Here is a 16542-nt window from a genome sequence, read left to right on the forward strand (position 1 = left end):
GACGCACGATGACCGCCACCAGCACCGAGAAGCTCGGCTGCGACACGTCCGACATGCTGACCATCCACGCGCTGTTCCGCCGCGCGTTCACCGACGTCCCCGAGCTGGTGCGCGGGGTCGAGGACGGTGACACCGCACGGATGCTGCCGGTCGCCGACCACGTCCGGGAGCTGGCGGGTGCCCTGCACCACCACCACGCCGGCGAGGACCTGCTGCTCTGGGACACGCTCGAGCAGCGGGCCCCGGCGTGCGCGCTGCACGTCGGGCTGATGCGGTCCCAGCACGCGGCCACGGCCGCGCAGCTGGAGCAGCTCGGCGGGCTCATGGACGCGTGGGAGGAGGCCGCCGGCGCGGGCGAGCGCGAGGCCGTCGCCGCGCTGCTCGACGAGGTCCGGGACACGCTGCTCGTGCACCTCGGCCAGGAGGAGGCGCAGATCCTGCCGACGGCGTCGACCGTGATGTCGCAGCGCGAGTGGAGCCTGCTGCACGAGCACGGCATGGCGTCGATCCCGAGGGACCGGATGTTCCTCCAGCTCGGCTGGATCCTCGAGGTGGTCCCGGCCGACGAGCGCGCCGGCTGGCTGCGGACCAACCTGCCGGCGCCCGCCCGCGTGCTGTGGCGGCTGGTGGGCCGGCGGCAGTTCGCCGCGCACCGGGCGCGGATCTACGGCTGACCTCCCGGTCGCCGGGCGACGAACACCAGCTCTCTGCCCGGCCGGTCGGGTGCCTCCCGCACGTCGAGCACGTCGAAGCCCGCGTCGGTCAGCGACCGCTCGACCGAGCCACGGTCACGGAACCGGAGGGTCGAGTCCGACGTCAGCACCGCGCCGTCCGACGCGAACACCCACGTCGCCCGGAACGTCACCAGCTCGCCGTCGACATCGGTCACGTCGACCCACGTCTCCACCTGCCCGACGCCGTCGACGTCCGTGACCTGCCGCGTCGCCTCGCGCGTCCACTCGCGCCACGCCTCGCGCTGCGGGACGCGCGTCTCGAGCACCAGGTGACCGCCCGGCACGAGCGCGGCGTGCAGGGCGACGAGGGTCGCCGCCCAGTCCTCGTCGGTCACGAAGACCTGCGCGACGTTGCCGGTCATCGTCGCGACGTCGGCGCGCACGTCCCCCACGGTCGTCGCGTCACCGTGGACCCAGCGGACGGCCTCGCCCCCCGGCTTGGCCCGCGCCACGTCCAGCGACGCCTCCGCCGGGTCGACGCCGACCACGTCGACGCCCCGGGCGGCGAGCATGAGGGCGAAGGTCCCCGTGCCGCAGCCGACGTCGAGCACGCTGCGCGCGCCGAGCTCGTCGACGATCGCCACGTACACGTCGAGGTCGCGGCGGTCCGGGTCGAGCGGGTCGTACAGCTGCGCGAGGCGGGGGACCTCGAATCCGTCGTCGGCCATGGGCCGACGCTAGGCGGGCGTCACCGGGACGTCGCGTTCTTTCCCGGTCAGGGACCGCCGCGCCAGTGGTCGATCCGCCGGTGGTCCGGCACGAAGCCGTGGTCGACGCCCCACAGGACCGCCTTCGTCCGACTCTCGACGCCGATCTTCCGGTAGACCGACCGGATGTAGGACTTCACCGTGTTCGGGCTGAGGTACGTGTGCGCGGCGACGTCGGCGTTGCTCAGACCCTGCGTGATCAGGGCGAGGACCTCCGACTCACGGTCGGTCAGGCCCTCGTCGCGCCCGGGCCAGTCCAGGCCGTTGGCAGGACGGGCGCGGCCGGGGACCTCGCTGACCACGACCTGCCCCGCGTGGACCGCCTCGAGGGCGGCGACGAGCTCGCGCGCGGGCAGCGCCTTGGACAGGTAGCCCCGCACGCCCTGCTCCTGGGCGCTGGTGACGAGGTCGGGGTGGAAGTTCCACGTGAAGACCACCACGCGACGGGCGCGCGGGTTCCTCAGGAGCACGCCGATCTCCTGCTGGTCGGACTCCGGCTGGGCGAACGCGTCGTACAGCACGATGTCGACCGAGTCCTGCACCGCGCTGTTGGTGTCCAGCTCGGCCACGACGATCCGGTCCCCGTACTGGTCGAGCATCTTGGCGACGCCCATCACCACGACGTCGTAGTCGTCGACCAGGGCCACGGTGATGGGTGCGGGCATGCCGTGACGGTAGACCCCCCTAGGGGTGTACTGCACCCGCCCTAGGGGTGGTGTCGTAGGAGTGACACACACCCGCTCCTAGAGAGGCACCACCATGCTGGGACTCATCGTCACCATCATCATCGTCGGGCTCGTCGCCGGACTCCTCGCGCGCCTCATCGTGCCGGGCAAGCAGGACTTCTCCATCGGCATGACGATCGTCATCGGGATCATCGGCTCGTTCGTCGGCGGCTTCCTCGGCTACCTGTTCTTCCGCGACGACGCCTCCGACGGCTTCCTGCAGCCGTCCGGGATCATCGGGTCGATCATCGGCGCGATCATCGTGCTGCTGATCTGGATCCGCGTCGGCGGTCGCCGCTCGGTCACCCGCTGACCCCGCCCCGGCCGGTCCCCGTCACTGACGGGACCGGCCGGTCAGACCGGTGCGCGCTGCGGCGGGTCCGAGCGGTGCTCGTCCGACCGCGGGCTCAGCAGGCCCACCTGGTGGCCGTCGGGGTCCGCGAGGACGGCGAACCTCGAGCCGAAGAACGCGTCGAACGGCCGCTGGCGCGACTCGTGCCCCAGCCCGGTCATCCGCGACCAGAGGGCGTCGACCGCCTCGCGGCTGTCCAGGTGGATCGACAGCAAGGTCGCCGCGGCGTCGTCGTCCGGGCTGCCGCTGTTCCAGAACGCCACCGACGAGTGCTCGTCGAGCTCGACGCTGAGCCCGTCGAACCGGATCTCGGCGTGCGGGTCGACGGGCTCGCCGACGTCCCAGCCGAGGTCGCGGTAGAACTCGCCGCTGCGCGCGACGTCGGCCACCACGAGGTTGATCTGGGACGGACCCGGTACGGCGTGCCGTCGGGGACCGTCCTGCGGGGTCTGCTGGTGGACCAGCAGACGCCAGTCGCCCGCGTCGTCACGCGTGTACGTCGACGCGAGGGTGGCGCGGTACGTCGCGCCGCCGCGGACTCCCGTGAACGTGTAGACCACCGTCGCCGTGCACGCCGACCGGGCCAGCCGCGGCTCGCCGAGGTCCACCTCGTCCCAGCCCGGTGAGCCGTCCATGGCGGCGACGCACTCGGGCCTGTTCAGCACCGCGCCCGGGACGACCACCACCGCGTCGTCGTGGAGCACCCTGGCGTACACGTCACCACGACCGAGGGCGAGCTCCCGCTCGATCGCCATCAGCTCGTCGGCTGTACCCATGCGTCCAGGCAACCACCGGCCCGGGCGTCGCGCAGTGCCAGACTGCGACTCGTGAGCAACGACGCCGTCGGCCGCGCGGTCCAGTCCCGTCTCTACCGTGCCGGGGTGTTCGGCCGTCGGCCGGTCGTCCCCGTCGAGCCCGACGCGCTCGAGGCCGCTGCGCGCGCCCGGATGAGCGACGTCGCCTGGGCCTACGTCGCGGGCGGCGCGGGCCGGCAGCGCACCGTGCAGGCCAACCGTGACGCCTTCGACCGGCACCGGATCGTCCCCCGCATGCTCGTCGACGTCGAGCACCGCGACACGTCGGTCGAGCTGTTCGGCCGTCGCCTGCCCGCACCGCTGCTCTTCGCGCCCGTCGGGGTGCTCGAGCTGGCGCACCAGGACGCCGACCACGCCATCGCCCGGGCGGCCCGGGCCCTCGACCTGCCGATGGTGATCTCGTCGCAGGCCTCCGTCCCGATGGAGGACGTCGCCGCGACCCTGGGGGACGCGCCGCGCTGGTTCCAGCTCTACTGGAGCAAGGACGACGACGTCGTCGACTCGTTCGTGGCGCGCGCCGAGAAGATCGGCTGCGACGCGCTGGTCGTCACGCTCGACACGCACGTGCTCGGCTGGCGCACCCACGACCTCGACCTCGCCTACCTGCCGTTCGCGCGCGGCGAGGGCATCGCCCAGTACACGAGCGACCCGGCCTTCCGCCGGCTGGTCGAAGCACGCGCCGCGACGAGGGCGCCCGCCGACGGGCCGACCCCGCGCCCGACGCCGTCGGCCGTCCGTGCGCTGCACTCCATGGCCCGCCACTACCCCGGCCGGACGCGCGACAACCTGCGCTCTCCCCTCCCGCGAGCCGCCGTCGAGACGTTCCTCGAGGTGTTCTCGCGCTCGTCGCTCACCTGGTCCGACCTCGCACGCCTGCGCGAGCGGACCACCCTCCCGATCGTGCTCAAGGGCATCCAGCACCCGGGCGACGCCACGCTCGCGCTCGAGCACGGCGTCGACGGGATCGTCGTGTCCAACCACGGCGGCCGTCAGGTCGACGGCGCCATCGGTGCGCTCGACGCCCTGCCCGCGGTCGTCGAGGTGGTCGGCGACCGCATCCCGGTGCTGTTCGACAGCGGCATCCGCAGCGGGGCGGACGTCGTGACGGCGCTCGCGCTCGGCGCCCGCGCTGTCCTGCTCGGCCGGCCGTGGGTCTACGGCCTCGCCCTCGCCGGCGCGGAGGGCGCACGCGCCGTCATGCAGCACGTCTGGGCCGAGCTCGACCTGACCATGGCGCTGTCCGGCGTGCGCTCCGTGGAGGAGATCGGCGCCGACCTGCTGGCTCCCGCCTGAGGACTCAGAACCGCACGCAGTCGAGGTAGTCGAACCCCACCTCGGCGGCCTCGAAGGGGTCGAACGTCGGGTCGCCGAACCGCGGGTCGTGCTCCACGACGTAGTACTTCGTGCTGCCGCCCGCGGCGTCGAAGATCGACGGGAAGTCGATGACCCCGCGCCCGACGATCTCGATCGGCCCCGGGACCGGGCCGGCCGCCATGTCCTTCACGTGGAACAGCTTGATGCGGTTGCCGTACTCCTCGATGACGTCGATCGGGTTGTCGGCACCGCCACCGTTCGCCGCCCAGTACAGGTCGAGCTGGAACACGACGTTCTTCCGCTCGGTCGAGTCCATGAGGATGTCGAACACGGTCCGGCCCCCGAAGACCGTCTCGAACTCGACGTCGTGGTTGTGCACCATCAGCGTCTGACCGTGGTGGCGTGCTCGGGCACCGAGGTCATCGAGGTACTCGGCGTAGGCGACCCACTGCGCCTCGGTCGTGTAGACCGGCGGGAAGATCGGGGTGGACCCGGAGCCGAAGAACGTGATGCCCAGGACCTTGTTCTCCGCGAGGATCTGCTCGATGTCCGCCGGGTTCGCGGGCGTGCCGACGTCGACGTGCCGCGCGGACGCCTTGAGCCCGTACTCGTCGAGGAGCGCGCGGTACTGCTCCGCGGTCAGCCCGCTCAGCGTGAACGGCTCGACGTTCCGGTACCCCATCTCGCGCAGGCTCGCGAAGACCTCCTCGGTCCGCGCGATGGTCGCCGCGTCCGTGCCGAAGCCGATGTACTCGGCGAACGTCCAGAGCTGGACCGAGATCTTGCTCGTCGGTACGCCTCTGCCAGCGCAGGCCGGCGGCGCAGCCGACGCGACCGACGCGGTGCTGACACCCCCGACCCCCAAGCAGAGGGCGGCCACCGTCGCGGCGACGACGCCGCGCAGCGCGCGGGTCGAGGATCGGTGCTGGGTTCCCATCAGTGCCTCCCGAGGCGCCTCGTTGCGCGGTCATCACGGAGCGGGCACGTCCGGACGGAATCAGTGCCCGAATCACCTACGAGTCACCAGCACCGTAACCGCCAGCCGCGCCGGCGGGGAAGACGTCGCGGCCCTCCCGGCGTCCGGCAGCGTCGGTGGGATGCTGCGCCCATGGGCACACCGTCGCACGCGGACGTCGTCGCGGCCTTCGGGCCCGACGCGGGACACCTCCCCGACGGCGAGGCGGTCGGGTCGTCCGCCGACGACTGGCCGGCCGTGATCGCGGCGCTGGGCCGTTCGGGCTGGCCGGCCGCGCCGGACCTCGCGTCGGTGCTCGACACCGAGGAGCCCCCGACGCTGGCCGTCCACCCGCTGCCCGCCGTCCAGGTCAACTTCTTCCCCGCCTGGGGCTACGTGGCGTTCGACATCGACCTGCGCGAGCTCGTGGACCAGCCGTCGACGGACGCCGTCCTCGCCGTGATCGAGCTCGTCGGCCGTGCGACCGGACGGACCGTCGTGCTCGCCCACGAGGGCGGCGGCCCGGAGTCGGCGGTGCTGTCCTACGACCCGTCCGACGACGAGCACCGGCTGCTCCCCGGCCGGTGGGCCTGACCGTCCGACCGCCGTCGTGGACCGTGGCCCACGGGCGGGCCCGTCGCCACCGCGGGGGCGCCCGTCCCGGGTGATCGTGGTCGTTCAGTCGAACGGACCGTCGGGCGATCCGTCGCTCCGACGAGACCGAGCGGCAACCAGCTTCGCGATGAGGTCGTCCAGCTGCTCGTCGCTCAGGGTGTGAGCGGCCTGCTCCAGCAGGGGTGCGAGGGACGCGGCCAGTGCTTCCTCGTCGACGTCGACGGTCGTCGGGGGCATGTTCAGCAGGAACGTCTTGATGTCGGCCAGCTCCTGGAGCGCCGCCACCTCGCCCGTCGAGCGCTGGATCTTGGTCGACCAGGTGGCGGCCGGCACCGCCTCGACCACGCGGACGAGGTGGCCGAGAGCCTCCGGGATGCCGTTGGTGTTCGCTCGGATGTTTCGCGCGACGCCGAGGATCGTCTCGCGGGATCGGATCCCCTGGGCACCGCCGGCGCCCAGCGCGGCGTGCACCTCACGGAGCATGCGTTCCTGGTCAGGGGTCATGTCGTCCTCCTCCTGGATGGTGACGAGCGGGTCCAGGTCGGCGACGAAAACCCAGTGGTGCGGTTCACCGACGGACAGTCCCTCGGCGTTGGACCAGCCGTGCGCAGGGGCGTGCTCGGTCATCCACCGGTGCCCAGGGCCGCCCTGTCCGCCGAGATTCTGGAAGTCCACGGCGTTGCCGAGGCCGTGGTTCGAGGTGCCGGGGACCGCCGCGGCATCCTCACCGGGTTTCCGGAAGTGCGGCACCCCGTTGAAGACGCGGCGGTCCACCCTGCCCGGCCTGAACTCGCAGAACGTCGTCTGGTACCGGGCCGTGAAGAGGGAGAGCTGTTGCGACAGCGGACGGTAGGCCTCGATCGCCGCCTCGGTCCCGGTCAGCGGTCGCCCGTCGGCGGCGGACTCGACGAGCAGCTGCTCGAACGAGGCGGCTGCGGCAGGACGAAGCGAACCCGGGGTCGAGAGAGCCCGGAGCTGGTCGGCTGGGATGGCGCCGTTCTCCACCATGCGATCAGCCCGCTGATCTCGACGTGCAGGACGCGGTGCCCGAACCGTTCACCTCACGCCCCCCGCCTGTGGAGCCGACGACCGAATTCTACGACCGGTAGGAACGTTTGGACCCTGGCACCTCGGGCGAATTGTGCTGATTTGCGGCGTGCGTCAGTCGCGGGCAGCCCGCACCGCATTGCGTAGCCGATCAACGTCTGCGGGAACCCGTCGCGGCAGGTCTAGCCTCGTGCGGATGAATCACACGTGGCGGCGAGCCCATGAGTCGTACGGCCGCGACGATGCTCTCAGCGCTGTGGACCACGGCGCGACCTGGGTGTTCCTCTGGTGCGACGGCCGTGCCTCTCGTTCCACGGACGAACCTCTCGACGAGGGGGCGCTCGCGTACGCCCGATCACACGTCATCGAACCGGCCGAACGCGTGAGGTTGCTTGCTAAGGCGCAGAAGAAGCACCGGTCAAGGACTGTCGTCATGGCGGAGCGGTGGGAGGACGACCTCGGTCGGCGTCTCGTTGTCTTCTACGAGGGCGGGCCGTATCTGCTCGAGGACAGAGCCGAGCCCGATCGTCGGTAAATCTATCCGGCGACGCCGAACATGGAACCCACCGCGCGGGCGGGTCTACCCGGAGTGGAAGCCGGCAGGGCGCTCGAGGGCGACGCGTGGATCCTCCGCGAAGTGGCGACCGAACTGTGCGTGCGCAAGTTCCTCGATGTAGAGGTAGCCCCAGGTGGAGCCGCACATTGTCTCGAGATCGCCACTCGCGATGAGCCCGGCGAGGCCGCCGTCGAGCTTGAGTGGACGATGGCCGACGAGGGCCCCACCGGACTCGCGGACGGTCTTGACGTGGGCGTGGCCCCAGTCGAGTACCGCTGCACCTGCAATTGAATCCGCCGTTGGAGGCGTGGGCTCGCACCAGTCGAGAAGAGCGATGGCGATGCTCCGGTTGGGCGCTCCGCTCAGCGTGCCGACGGCCAGGACACGGCCACAGCAGAACCAGCCTCCGCGACGGGTCGGAATCGACCAGAAGTCGCCCGGCAGTACATGCGCTGTTGACCGAGGATCAAAGGGGAATCTTGGTCTCTGACGTGCCCGAGGCGTCATGGTGCGCGCGGTCCCGCCCGCTATCAGACGTTGAAGCGGAACTCGACCACGTCGCCGTCGGCCATCACGTAGTCCTTGCCCTCGATGCGGGCCTTGCCGGCGGCACGGGCTGCGGCGACGGATCCCGCGGCGACGAGGTCGTCGAAGGAGATGACCTCCGCCTTGATGAAGCCCTTCTGGAAGTCCGTGTGGATGACGCCGGCGGCCTGCGGGGCGGTCCAGCCGCGGTGGATCGTCCAGGCGCGGGACTCCTTGGGGCCGGCGGTCAGGTAGGACTGCAGGCCGAGCGTGTGGAAGCCGACGCGGGCCAGCTGGTCGAGGCCGGCCTCCTCCTGGCCGTTGTCGGCGAGCATCTCGCGGGCCTCGTCGGGCTCCAGCTCGACCAGCTCGGACTCGAACTTGGCGTCGAGGAAGATGGCGTCGGCCGGGGCGACGAGCGCGCGGAGCTCGTCCTGCATCGCGGTGTCGGCCAGGCCGGCGTCGTCGGTGTTGAAGACGTAGATGAACGGCTTGCTCGTCATGAGCTGCAGCTCGTCGAGGTGCTCGATCGTCTTGCCGCTCTGCGCGAGCGTCTGGCCGGTCTCGAGGATGGCGAACGCCTCCTGCGCCGCGGCGAGCAGGCCGGGGTCCGCCTTCTTCGCCCGGACCTCCTTCTCGAGGCGCGGGATCGCCTTCTCGAGGGTCTGCAGGTCCGCCAGGATCAGCTCGGTCGAGATGATCTCGATGTCGTCCTTCGGGTTCACCGCGCCGGAGACGTGCACGACGTCCGGGTCGGCGAACGCGCGGGTGACCTGGCAGATCGCGTCGGCCTCACGGATGTTGGCGAGGAACTTGTTGCCCAGCCCCTCCCCCTCGCTGGCGCCCTTGACGATCCCCGCGATGTCGACGAAGGACACGGTCGCGGGCAGGATCCGCTCGGAGCCGAACAGCTCGGCGAGGGTCTCCAGCCGGGGGTCGGGCAGCGGGACGACGCCGACGTTGGGCTCGATCGTCGCGAACGGGTAGTTCGCCGCGAGGACCTGGGCGCGTGTCAGCGCGTTGAACAGGGTGGACTTGCCGACGTTGGGCAGGCCGACGATGCCGATGGTGAGTGCCACGTCGGGGAAGTCTACGGGGGCCTTCCGTCAGGCGAACGCCACGATCTTGCTCAGGAGGCCCGGTGCGGTGCGGTCGAGGGTCCGGCCGCCGACGCGTACCCCGATCGCGAGCAGCACCGAGCCGAGCACCACGCCGACGAGGAGCGTGACCCAGCCGAGCGCGAGCGACCCGCCCCGCACGGCCACGAGCGCCAGGATCATCTCGGGCAGGCACAGCACCATGACGGCGAGCCAGCCGACCAGCTGGGAGACGACCGACGCCGTCGAGGCGCCCTGCTTCGTCTGGAACGGGTTCTCGCCCGGGAGCTGCACGGGGTAGACGACGAGCGCGGACAGGACGCTGGAGCCGCCGAGCGACGTGAGCAGCACCCCGAACGACAGCCCGAGCAGCGCCGGGATCGTCTCGGGCTGGTCGGTGATCAGGGCGGAGCCGACCGTGAGGAGCGTGACGGCGGGCACCGCGATCGACCCTGCGGCGATCACCCGGCCCAGCCGGTCCGCGCTCCCGCGCAGTGGTGCGGCGACGTGCGTCCAGAACGCCGTGCCGTCGTACGCGACGTCGGCGGAGATGCCCCAACCCATGAGATAGCCGGCGATGGGGCCGATGAGCAGCACCAGGCCACCGCCCGGGCTGACGATGTACAGGACGACCGCGAGCACCGGTACGACCGCCACGGCGAGCGCGTACCGCGGGTCGCGCGCCCAGTAGGTGAGGCACCGCGCGGTCACGGCACCCAGCGGCGTGGCGGGCAGCCGGTCGAACCAGCCCAGGCCCCGGCCCTTGGACGAGACCTTCTGGTGCGCGGGGTTGACCAGGGCGTGCGCGAGCGCCCGGTCCCACACGACCGCCACGACGACGAGCGTCGCGACGGCGATCCCGAGACGGGCGGCCGCCAGACCCCACCGGCCCTCCGCGACGGCGTCGGGGACGGCCCACGACGCCCCGAACGGGGTCCACGCGAGGACGTCGGCCACCTGCTCGAGCAGGTCGGCCGTGACGGTCGCCCCCGAGGTCAGCCGGCCCAGCAGCGGCCCCACCACGATGAGCGGCAGCACGGCGACGGCAGCCATGACCTCGCGGAAGCGCCGGCCCGTGACCAGCGTGGACGCGGCCGAGGTCGTCGCCCGCGCACCGATCACGCACGTCGCCACGGCGACCACCGAGCACAGCAGCCCGACGACGAGGGCCGCCGGGGTCCGCCACCAGACCCCCGCCATCGCGAGCGCCGCACCGACCGTGGCCGCGCCGGGCACGCCGATGACGCCCGCGAGCGCGAGGCCCGTGAGCAGCGACCTGCGCGGGATGGCGAAGGTGACGAACCGCGCCGGGTCGATGGTCGAGTCCAGGCCGAACGCGATGAGGGGCACCACCCACCAGCCGAGGACCAGCACGGACCCCAGGAGCACGGTGACGAGCCCGCGGATGTCGGGCTCCTGCACGCTGAGCACCGCCATCGACACGATGACGACGACCAGGGCACCCAGCCCGTACAGCGCGGCCACCACGAGGCCGACCACCTGCCACGGGCTGCGGCGCAGGCCGTTGCGCAGCAGGGCGAGCTTCAGGCGGACGAGGTGCGCAACCACGCCAGCCCCTCCCCGCTCACCCGGCCGCCGACCAGGTCGACGAACCGGTCCTCGAGGCTGCCGTCGCCGCGGACCTCGTCGATGGTGCCCGCTGCGAGCACGTGGCCCGCCGCGATCACCGCGACGTGGTCGCACATGCGCTGGACCAGGTCCATGACGTGCGAGGAGACGATCACGGTGCCGCCCGAGCGGACGTAGGAGCCGAGGATGTCCCGGATGTTCGCGGCGGACACGGGGTCGACCGCCTCGAACGGCTCGTCCAGCACCAGCAGCCGGGGCGCGTGCACCAGCGCGCAGGCCAGCGCGACCTTCTTCGTCATGCCCGCGGAGTACTCGACGACGAGCTTGGTGGCGTCCGCCGTCAGGTCCAGCGCCGCGAGCAGGTCGGTGGTGCGCGCCGCGACGGTCTCGCGGTCCAGCCCCTGGAGCAGCCCCGCGTAGGTGATGAGCTGCTCGCCCGTCAGCCGGTCGAACAGCCGCACGCCGTCCGGCAGCACGCCGAGCATGGCCTTGACCTCGACGGGCGACGCCCACAGGTCGTGCCCGTGCACCAGCACCGTGCCGAAGTCGGGCTGCAGGAGACCCGTCGCCATCGACAGGGTCGTCGTCTTGCCGGCGCCGTTGGGGCCGACGAGGCCGTAGAACGAGCCGGCCGGGACGACGATGTCGATGCCGGACACGGCGATCTTGTCACCGAACTTGCGCCACAGTCCGCGCAGCTCGAGGGCGGGTGCGTTGGACATCGCACCACCGTAGGCGGCGTCGGTCCGGCTCGCCTCCGCCTCCGGGGTGATGTCGGAGGCGATGTCGGTGGGGGCTGCCACTCTGCACCTATGACTACAGGACTGCTGCTCGGGCTGGCCATCGGCGCCGTCGTCGGCGTGCTCGCCGGCTGGCTGCTCGCGTCGTCCCGGCTGCGCGCCGCCGACCTCGAGACCGCCCGGGCGCGCGCGCTGCTGGAGGCGGAGCGGGCCGGCGCGCAGGCCCGGCTGGCGGACTCCGACCGGCTGGCCGACCAGTTCCGCGCCCTGGCCGCCGACGCACTGGCGACCAGCAGCGACCAGTTCCTCGCGCTCGCGCACCAGCGGTTCGCCGCCGACCACCAGACGCAGGTCGGCGAGCTGGCCCAGCGCGAGCAGGCCGTGCGCGCCATGGTGGAGCCGCTGTCACGCACGCTCGACCAGGTGCGCGCCGAGCTGTCGACCGCCGAGCAGGCGCGGGCCGCCGGCCAGGCCGCCCTCGGCGAGCAGGTGCGCGCGATGCACCTGGCCTCCGAGCACCTGCGGGGCGAGACCGCGCAGCTGGTCACGGCGCTGCGCTCGTCGCAGGTGCGCGGGAAGTGGGGCGAGCTGCAGCTCAAGCGGGTGGTCGAGGCCGCGGGGATGCTGGCGCACGTCGACTTCGTCGAGCAGGACCAGGTGCGCACCGACGACGGGCTGCTCCGCCCGGACATGGTGGTCAGGCTCGCGGGCGGCAAGAACGTCGTGGTCGACGCCAAGGTGGCCTTCCTCGGATTCCTCGACGCCGCGCAGGCCACCGACGAGCGTGTGCGCACCGAGCGGCTCGCAGCGCACGCCCGGCACGTCCGCGCGCACGTCGACGACCTCGCGGCCAAGCGCTACTGGGACCAGTTCGCGCCGGCACCGGAGTTCGTCGTGATGTTCGTCCCGGCCGAGTCGTTCCTGCACGCCGCGGCCGAGCAGGACCCGCTGCTGATCGAGTACGCGTTCGAGCGCAACGTCGTCATCGCGACCCCGACCACCCTGCTCGCGCTGCTGCGCACCGTGTCGTACGCCTGGCGTCAGGACGCGCTGGCCAGCAACGCGCAGGCAGTCCTGTCGCTCGGCAAGGAGCTGCACGGCCGGCTCGCCACGATGGGCGCGCACCTGGCCAAGCTCGGCCGCGCCATCGACGCCGCCGCCGGCGCGTACAACCAGACCGTGTCCTCGCTGGAGACCCGGGTCCTGGTCAGCGCCCGACGGTTCGCGGACCTGCACGTGGTCGACGGCGACCTCCCGACGCCCGCCCCCGTGAACCCGCAGCTGTCCGCGGTCAGCGCCCCCGAGCTGGTGGCGTCGGCCGACGAGCTGATCGTCATGTTCGACGGCCGCGCGGACCGCGACGAGCGAGCCCTCCGGGACGAACGCACCACCCCGACCCCGACCCCGACCCCGGACGCGTCGACCGCCTGATGCAGGCAAGCACCGCCCCGCCGCGTCGACCACCTGACGCAGGCAAGCACCGCCCCACCGCGTCGACCGCCTGACGTACGCAAGCACCGCCCCACCGCGTCCCGCAGCGCCGACGCCCGCCTCCGACGTCACGCGCCGACGAGCGCGGGAGTCGAACCCGACATCGGAGTCGTTCTGGACCTCATCGCGGCACCCATGTCGGGTTCGGCCTCACGGACCGCCGGAGAGCGGGGCGACAGCGACCCGTGCAGGCCGGACGGACGTCCGGCCGGCCCCGGAACGTCGTCGTGCACGCGTCAGGGGAGCCGCTCGGTGAGGTAACACTCCCCGGCACCGCACTCTCGCGCTCGAACGAGCCATGAGTGACGGGACGGGGTGCCGTTGCGACACTCATGGCTTGCTCGCGGCCGAGTCCGGTGTCTCGTTCGCTACCGAGCCTGCGGCAGGACGGCGGGTCGGTCAGGCGGGCTCGACGTTTCAGCGACGTGCGGCCTCGCGGTGCGGGTCGGTCAGGCGGGCTAGGCGTTCAGCGACGTGCGGCCCTCGCGGCGCGGGTCGGTCAGGCGGGCTGGACGTCGAGCGACTTCCGGCCGTCGCGGCGCGGGACCGCCGGGGCCTTGCCGGCGGCCTTGAGGTCGGCGCGGAGCTCGCGGGGCAACGAGAACATGAGGTCCTCGGTCGCGGTCCGGACCTCCTGCACGTCGCCGAAGCCGTGCTCGGCGAGCAGGGCGAGGACGTCCTTGACCAGGATCTCCGGCACCGAGGCGCCGGACGTCACGCCCACGGTGGTGACACCGTCGAGCCACGCCAGGTCGATCTCGGAGGCCTGGTCCACGCGGTACGACGTCCGTGCGCCGGCGTCCAGGGCGACCTCGACCAGCCGGACGGAGTTCGACGAGTTGGCCGAGCCGACCGTGATGACCAGGTCGCACTCCGGAGCGAGCTTCTTGACCGCCACCTGGCGGTTCTGGGTGGCGTAGCAGATGTCGTCGCTGGGCGGGTCCTGCAGGTTGGGGAACCGCTCGCGCAGCCGGCGGACCGTGTCCATGGTCTCGTCGACGGAGAGCGTCGTCTGGGAGATCCAGATGAGCCGGTCGGGGTCGCGGACCACCACGTCGGCCACGGCGTCCGGGGAGTTGACCACCTGGATGTGGTCGGGCGCCTCGCCGTAGGTGCCCTCGACCTCCTCGTGCCCGTCGTGACCGATGAGGAGGATGTCGTAGTCCTCGGACGCGAACCGGACGGCCTCCTTGTGCACCTTGGTGACCAGCGGGCAGGTGGCGTCGATGGTCTGCAGGTTCCGGGCCGCCGCCTGCGCGTGCACCGCCGGGGAGACGCCGTGCGCGGAGAACACGACGTGCGAGCCCTCGGGCACCTCGTCGGTCTCCTCGACGAACACGGCGCCGCGGGCGGCGAGGGTCTCGACGACGAACTTGTTGTGGACGATCTCCTTGCGCACGTACACGGGGGCGCCGTAGTGCTCGAGCGCCTTCTCGACGGCAATGACCGCGCGGTCGACGCCGGCGCAGTAGCCACGGGGGGCGGCCAGGAGGACGCGCTTGCCGGTGGCGGTCGGGCGCGCAGGCGTGCCGGAGGCGGAGACGGTCGGGGTGGTCACGGTCCGAGTCTAGTTCGGCGTGCCGCGCCGGCTCGGCTGGGAGGCCCCTCACGGGTGTGACCTGCACCCGACCCGCACGCCGCCGTCACATGCGGTGCGCCGGTGGTGTGGGCGGTGGTGCGCTCGGCGGTGTGGGCGCCATGAGGCAGGCTGGGCGCGTGAGCACCGGCCCCCTGAGCACCCCGGCGACGGCCGGACCGCGCCCGCTGCGCGCGGCGGACACCACCCCTGACCGGCCGTGGCCGGTGCGACACCTGGCGCCGAAGATCGCCGACTACATCGCGAAGATGCCGCCGGTCTGGGTCGAGGGGCAGGTGCTGAACCTCAAGCGGTGGAACACCCTCTACTTCCTCACGCTGCGGGACACCGACCTCGACATGTCGCTGTCGGTGACCGCGCCGGCCTCCGCCATCGACAAGCTGGCGGACAAGCTGGCCGACGGCGCGCACCTCGTGGTGCACGCGCGTCCCCAGTTCCACGCCAAGAAGGGGACGCTGACGTTCGCCGCGGACGACGTGCGGCTGGTCGGGCTCGGCGAGCTGCTCGCCCGGATCGAGCACCTGAAGGGCATCCTCGGCGCGGAGGGGCTGTTCGAGCCGGCGCGCAAGCGGGCGCTCCCGTTCCTCCCGGCGGTGGTCGGGCTGATCGTCGCCCAGCAGGGCGACGCCGAGCACGACGTGGTGTCCAACGCGCGCGCCCGGTGGTCGGCGGTGCAGTTCGAGATCCGCCGGGTGACCGTGCAGGGGCCGCGTGCGGTGCCCGAGGTCAGCGCGGCGATCGCGGAGCTGGACCGGGACCCGCGCGTCGACGTCATCGTCGTCGCCCGGGGCGGTGGGTCGTTCGAGGACCTGCTGCCGTTCAGCAACGAGTCCCTAGTGCGCGTGGCGGCGGCCTGCCGGACCCCGCTGGTCAGCGCCATCGGTCACCACCTGGACACGCCGCTGCTCGACCTCGTCGCCGACTTCCGCGCCTCGACGCCGACGGACGCGGCGAAGCGGGTGGTGCCGGACGTCAGCGAGGAGCGCGCCCGCCTGACGCAGGCACGGCTGCGCGCGAGGGCTGCTCTCACGGCGCGGCTCACGCGGGAGCAGACCGGGTTGGACCACTGGCGCAGCCGACCGGTGCTCGCCAACCCCACGACGCTGGTCGACGTCCACGAGCACCGGGTCGTGGCCCTGCGGGAGAGCGCTCGGCGGTCCCTGCACACCGCGCTGGTGCACGGCCACGCCGAGGTGGCCGGGCTCTCCGCGCAGGTGAGGGCGCTGTCCCCGGCGGCCACGCTCGACCGCGGGTACGCCGTCGTGCAGAGGGCGGACGGGCACGTGGTCCGCGCCCCGGACGAGGTCGCCGCGGACGACGCGCTGCACATCCGCGTCGCGCGAGGTCAGCTGGCAGCCCGGGTCACGACGGACTGAAGTCGTCGCGGACGCACCTGCTGCCTGCCGGGCCACGAGGCCCGTCCGACCGACACCCCGGCGGGCGCACCCGCGGCGACGACGCCTCAGCCGACGACCTCTACGTCTCGTCAGGCGGTTCCGGTTGACCTCTCGTCAGGCAGTTCCGGCTCTACGCCTCGTCGGCGGGTCCGGCTCCACGTATCGTCAGGCGGGTCCGGCTCCACGCCCTAGTCGGCGGTTCCGGCTCTACGCGTCGTCAGGCGGGTCCGGCTCCACGCCCTAGTCGGCGGTTCCGGCTCTACGCGTCGTCAGGCGGTTCCGGCT

Annotated in this window: 16 protein-coding genes; 7 read left to right on the forward strand and 9 right to left on the reverse strand. The window is 72.3% G+C overall.

Annotated elements, in window-relative coordinates; all coding sequences use genetic code 11:
- The first annotated feature begins 8 nt into the window (after positions 1 to 8).
- Complete coding sequence (locus CXY01_RS16160; RefSeq protein ID WP_146929121.1) at positions 9 to 674, forward strand: hemerythrin domain-containing protein; 666 nt, start codon at positions 9 to 11, stop codon at positions 672 to 674.
- Here CXY01_RS16160 and CXY01_RS16165 read toward each other — a convergent pair.
- Positions 665 to 1402: a class I SAM-dependent methyltransferase gene (locus CXY01_RS16165; protein WP_146929124.1), complete on the reverse strand. Its 738-nt coding sequence runs from the start codon at positions 1400 to 1402 to the stop codon at positions 665 to 667. The two genes, CXY01_RS16160 and CXY01_RS16165, sit on opposite strands and share 10 nt — an antisense overlap.
- Before the next feature lie 47 nt (positions 1403 to 1449).
- A complete protein-coding gene (locus CXY01_RS16170) occupies positions 1450 to 2106 on the reverse strand; it encodes a LuxR C-terminal-related transcriptional regulator (RefSeq protein ID WP_146929127.1) in 657 nt (218 codons plus the stop codon).
- A 94-nt stretch (positions 2107 to 2200) separates the two neighbouring features.
- Between CXY01_RS16170 and CXY01_RS16175 the strand changes: the two genes are divergently transcribed.
- Positions 2201 to 2479, forward strand: coding sequence for a GlsB/YeaQ/YmgE family stress response membrane protein (locus CXY01_RS16175; protein WP_146929130.1), 279 nt, complete (start codon positions 2201 to 2203; stop codon positions 2477 to 2479).
- A 41-nt stretch (positions 2480 to 2520) separates the two neighbouring features.
- Here CXY01_RS16175 and CXY01_RS16180 read toward each other — a convergent pair whose 3' ends face one another.
- The gene (locus tag CXY01_RS16180) at positions 2521 to 3294 is read right to left on the reverse strand and encodes a VOC family protein (RefSeq protein ID WP_146929133.1); all 774 of its coding nucleotides are present in this window, start codon (positions 3292 to 3294) and stop codon (positions 2521 to 2523) included.
- A gap of 51 nt (positions 3295 to 3345) precedes the next feature.
- On the opposite strand from CXY01_RS16180, the gene CXY01_RS16185 reads away from it, so the two are divergent.
- Positions 3346 to 4626, forward strand: a complete 1281-nt coding sequence (locus CXY01_RS16185; RefSeq protein ID WP_146929136.1) for a lactate 2-monooxygenase — start codon at positions 3346 to 3348, stop codon at positions 4624 to 4626.
- A 4-nt stretch (positions 4627 to 4630) separates the two neighbouring features.
- Here the strand turns inward: CXY01_RS16185 and CXY01_RS16190 are convergent, their stop codons facing one another.
- Complete coding sequence (locus tag CXY01_RS16190; RefSeq protein WP_146929139.1) at positions 4631 to 5584, reverse strand: sugar phosphate isomerase/epimerase family protein; 954 nt, start codon at positions 5582 to 5584, stop codon at positions 4631 to 4633.
- Between the two features lie 171 nt (positions 5585 to 5755).
- Here CXY01_RS16190 and CXY01_RS16195 point away from each other — a divergent pair, with 171 nt between their 5' ends.
- Complete coding sequence (locus CXY01_RS16195) at positions 5756 to 6196, forward strand: hypothetical protein (RefSeq protein WP_146929142.1); 441 nt, start codon at positions 5756 to 5758, stop codon at positions 6194 to 6196.
- Between the two features lie 84 nt (positions 6197 to 6280).
- Here the strand turns inward: CXY01_RS16195 and CXY01_RS16200 are convergent, their stop codons facing one another.
- Positions 6281 to 7225, reverse strand: coding sequence for a M15 family metallopeptidase (locus CXY01_RS16200; RefSeq protein WP_146929145.1), 945 nt, complete (start codon positions 7223 to 7225; stop codon positions 6281 to 6283).
- Positions 7226 to 7460: 235 nt separating this feature from the next.
- Here CXY01_RS16200 and CXY01_RS16205 point away from each other — a divergent pair, with 235 nt between their 5' ends.
- Positions 7461 to 7799, forward strand: coding sequence for a hypothetical protein (locus tag CXY01_RS16205; protein WP_146929148.1), 339 nt, complete (start codon positions 7461 to 7463; stop codon positions 7797 to 7799).
- A 551-nt stretch (positions 7800 to 8350) separates the two neighbouring features.
- On the opposite strand, the gene ychF is transcribed toward CXY01_RS16205, so the two are convergent.
- The 3 genes from ychF to CXY01_RS16220 are packed head-to-tail and all read right to left on the reverse strand — an operon-like array spanning position 8351 to position 11754.
- Positions 8351 to 9424 carry a redox-regulated ATPase YchF gene (gene ychF / locus CXY01_RS16210; protein ID WP_146929151.1) on the reverse strand — a complete coding sequence of 358 codons (1074 nt, stop codon included), beginning with the start codon at positions 9422 to 9424 and terminating at the stop codon, positions 8351 to 8353.
- Positions 9425 to 9451: 27 nt separating this feature from the next.
- Complete coding sequence (locus CXY01_RS16215; protein ID WP_146929154.1) at positions 9452 to 11011, reverse strand: hypothetical protein; 1560 nt, start codon at positions 11009 to 11011, stop codon at positions 9452 to 9454.
- Positions 10987 to 11754, reverse strand: coding sequence for an ABC transporter ATP-binding protein (locus CXY01_RS16220; protein WP_186813434.1), 768 nt, complete (start codon positions 11752 to 11754; stop codon positions 10987 to 10989). Before CXY01_RS16220 ends, CXY01_RS16215 begins: the two co-directional genes overlap by 25 nt.
- 90 nt (positions 11755 to 11844) lie before the next feature.
- Here CXY01_RS16220 and CXY01_RS16225 point away from each other — a divergent pair, with 90 nt between their 5' ends.
- Entirely contained in the window at positions 11845 to 13203 is a 1359-nt protein-coding gene (locus CXY01_RS16225; RefSeq protein ID WP_146929160.1) for a DNA recombination protein RmuC, read from the forward strand.
- A 559-nt stretch (positions 13204 to 13762) separates the two neighbouring features.
- Here CXY01_RS16225 and CXY01_RS16230 read toward each other — a convergent pair.
- Entirely contained in the window at positions 13763 to 14821 is a 1059-nt protein-coding gene (locus CXY01_RS16230; RefSeq protein ID WP_146929163.1) for a 4-hydroxy-3-methylbut-2-enyl diphosphate reductase, read from the reverse strand.
- Between the two features lie 158 nt (positions 14822 to 14979).
- Here CXY01_RS16230 and xseA point away from each other — a divergent pair, with 158 nt between their 5' ends.
- A complete protein-coding gene (gene xseA / locus CXY01_RS16235; RefSeq protein ID WP_246125428.1) occupies positions 14980 to 16236 on the forward strand; it encodes an exodeoxyribonuclease VII large subunit in 1257 nt (418 codons plus the stop codon).
- Positions 16237 to 16542 lie beyond the last annotated feature (306 nt).

The sequence above is a fragment of the Cellulomonas xylanilytica genome, from assembly GCF_007989805.1.
Classification (GTDB): domain Bacteria; phylum Actinomycetota; class Actinomycetes; order Actinomycetales; family Cellulomonadaceae; genus Cellulomonas; species Cellulomonas xylanilytica.

Coding starts and splice junctions, on each gene's coding strand:
- CXY01_RS16160 (WP_146929121.1), top strand. CDS start 9: ATGACCGCCACCAGCACCGAGAAGCTCGGCTGCGACACGTCCGACATG.
- CXY01_RS16165 (WP_146929124.1), bottom strand. CDS start 1,402: ATGGCCGACGACGGATTCGAGGTCCCCCGCCTCGCGCAGCTGTACGAC.
- CXY01_RS16170 (WP_146929127.1), bottom strand. CDS start 2,106: ATGCCCGCACCCATCACCGTGGCCCTGGTCGACGACTACGACGTCGTG.
- CXY01_RS16175 (WP_146929130.1), top strand. CDS start 2,201: ATGCTGGGACTCATCGTCACCATCATCATCGTCGGGCTCGTCGCCGGA.
- CXY01_RS16180 (WP_146929133.1), bottom strand. CDS start 3,294: ATGGGTACAGCCGACGAGCTGATGGCGATCGAGCGGGAGCTCGCCCTC.
- CXY01_RS16190 (WP_146929139.1), bottom strand. CDS start 5,584: ATGGGAACCCAGCACCGATCCTCGACCCGCGCGCTGCGCGGCGTCGTC.
- CXY01_RS16195 (WP_146929142.1), top strand. CDS start 5,756: ATGGGCACACCGTCGCACGCGGACGTCGTCGCGGCCTTCGGGCCCGAC.
- CXY01_RS16200 (WP_146929145.1), bottom strand. CDS start 7,225: ATGGTGGAGAACGGCGCCATCCCAGCCGACCAGCTCCGGGCTCTCTCG.
- CXY01_RS16205 (WP_146929148.1), top strand. CDS start 7,461: ATGAATCACACGTGGCGGCGAGCCCATGAGTCGTACGGCCGCGACGAT.
- CXY01_RS16220 (WP_186813434.1), bottom strand. CDS start 11,754: ATGTCCAACGCACCCGCCCTCGAGCTGCGCGGACTGTGGCGCAAGTTC.
- CXY01_RS16225 (WP_146929160.1), top strand. CDS start 11,845: ATGACTACAGGACTGCTGCTCGGGCTGGCCATCGGCGCCGTCGTCGGC.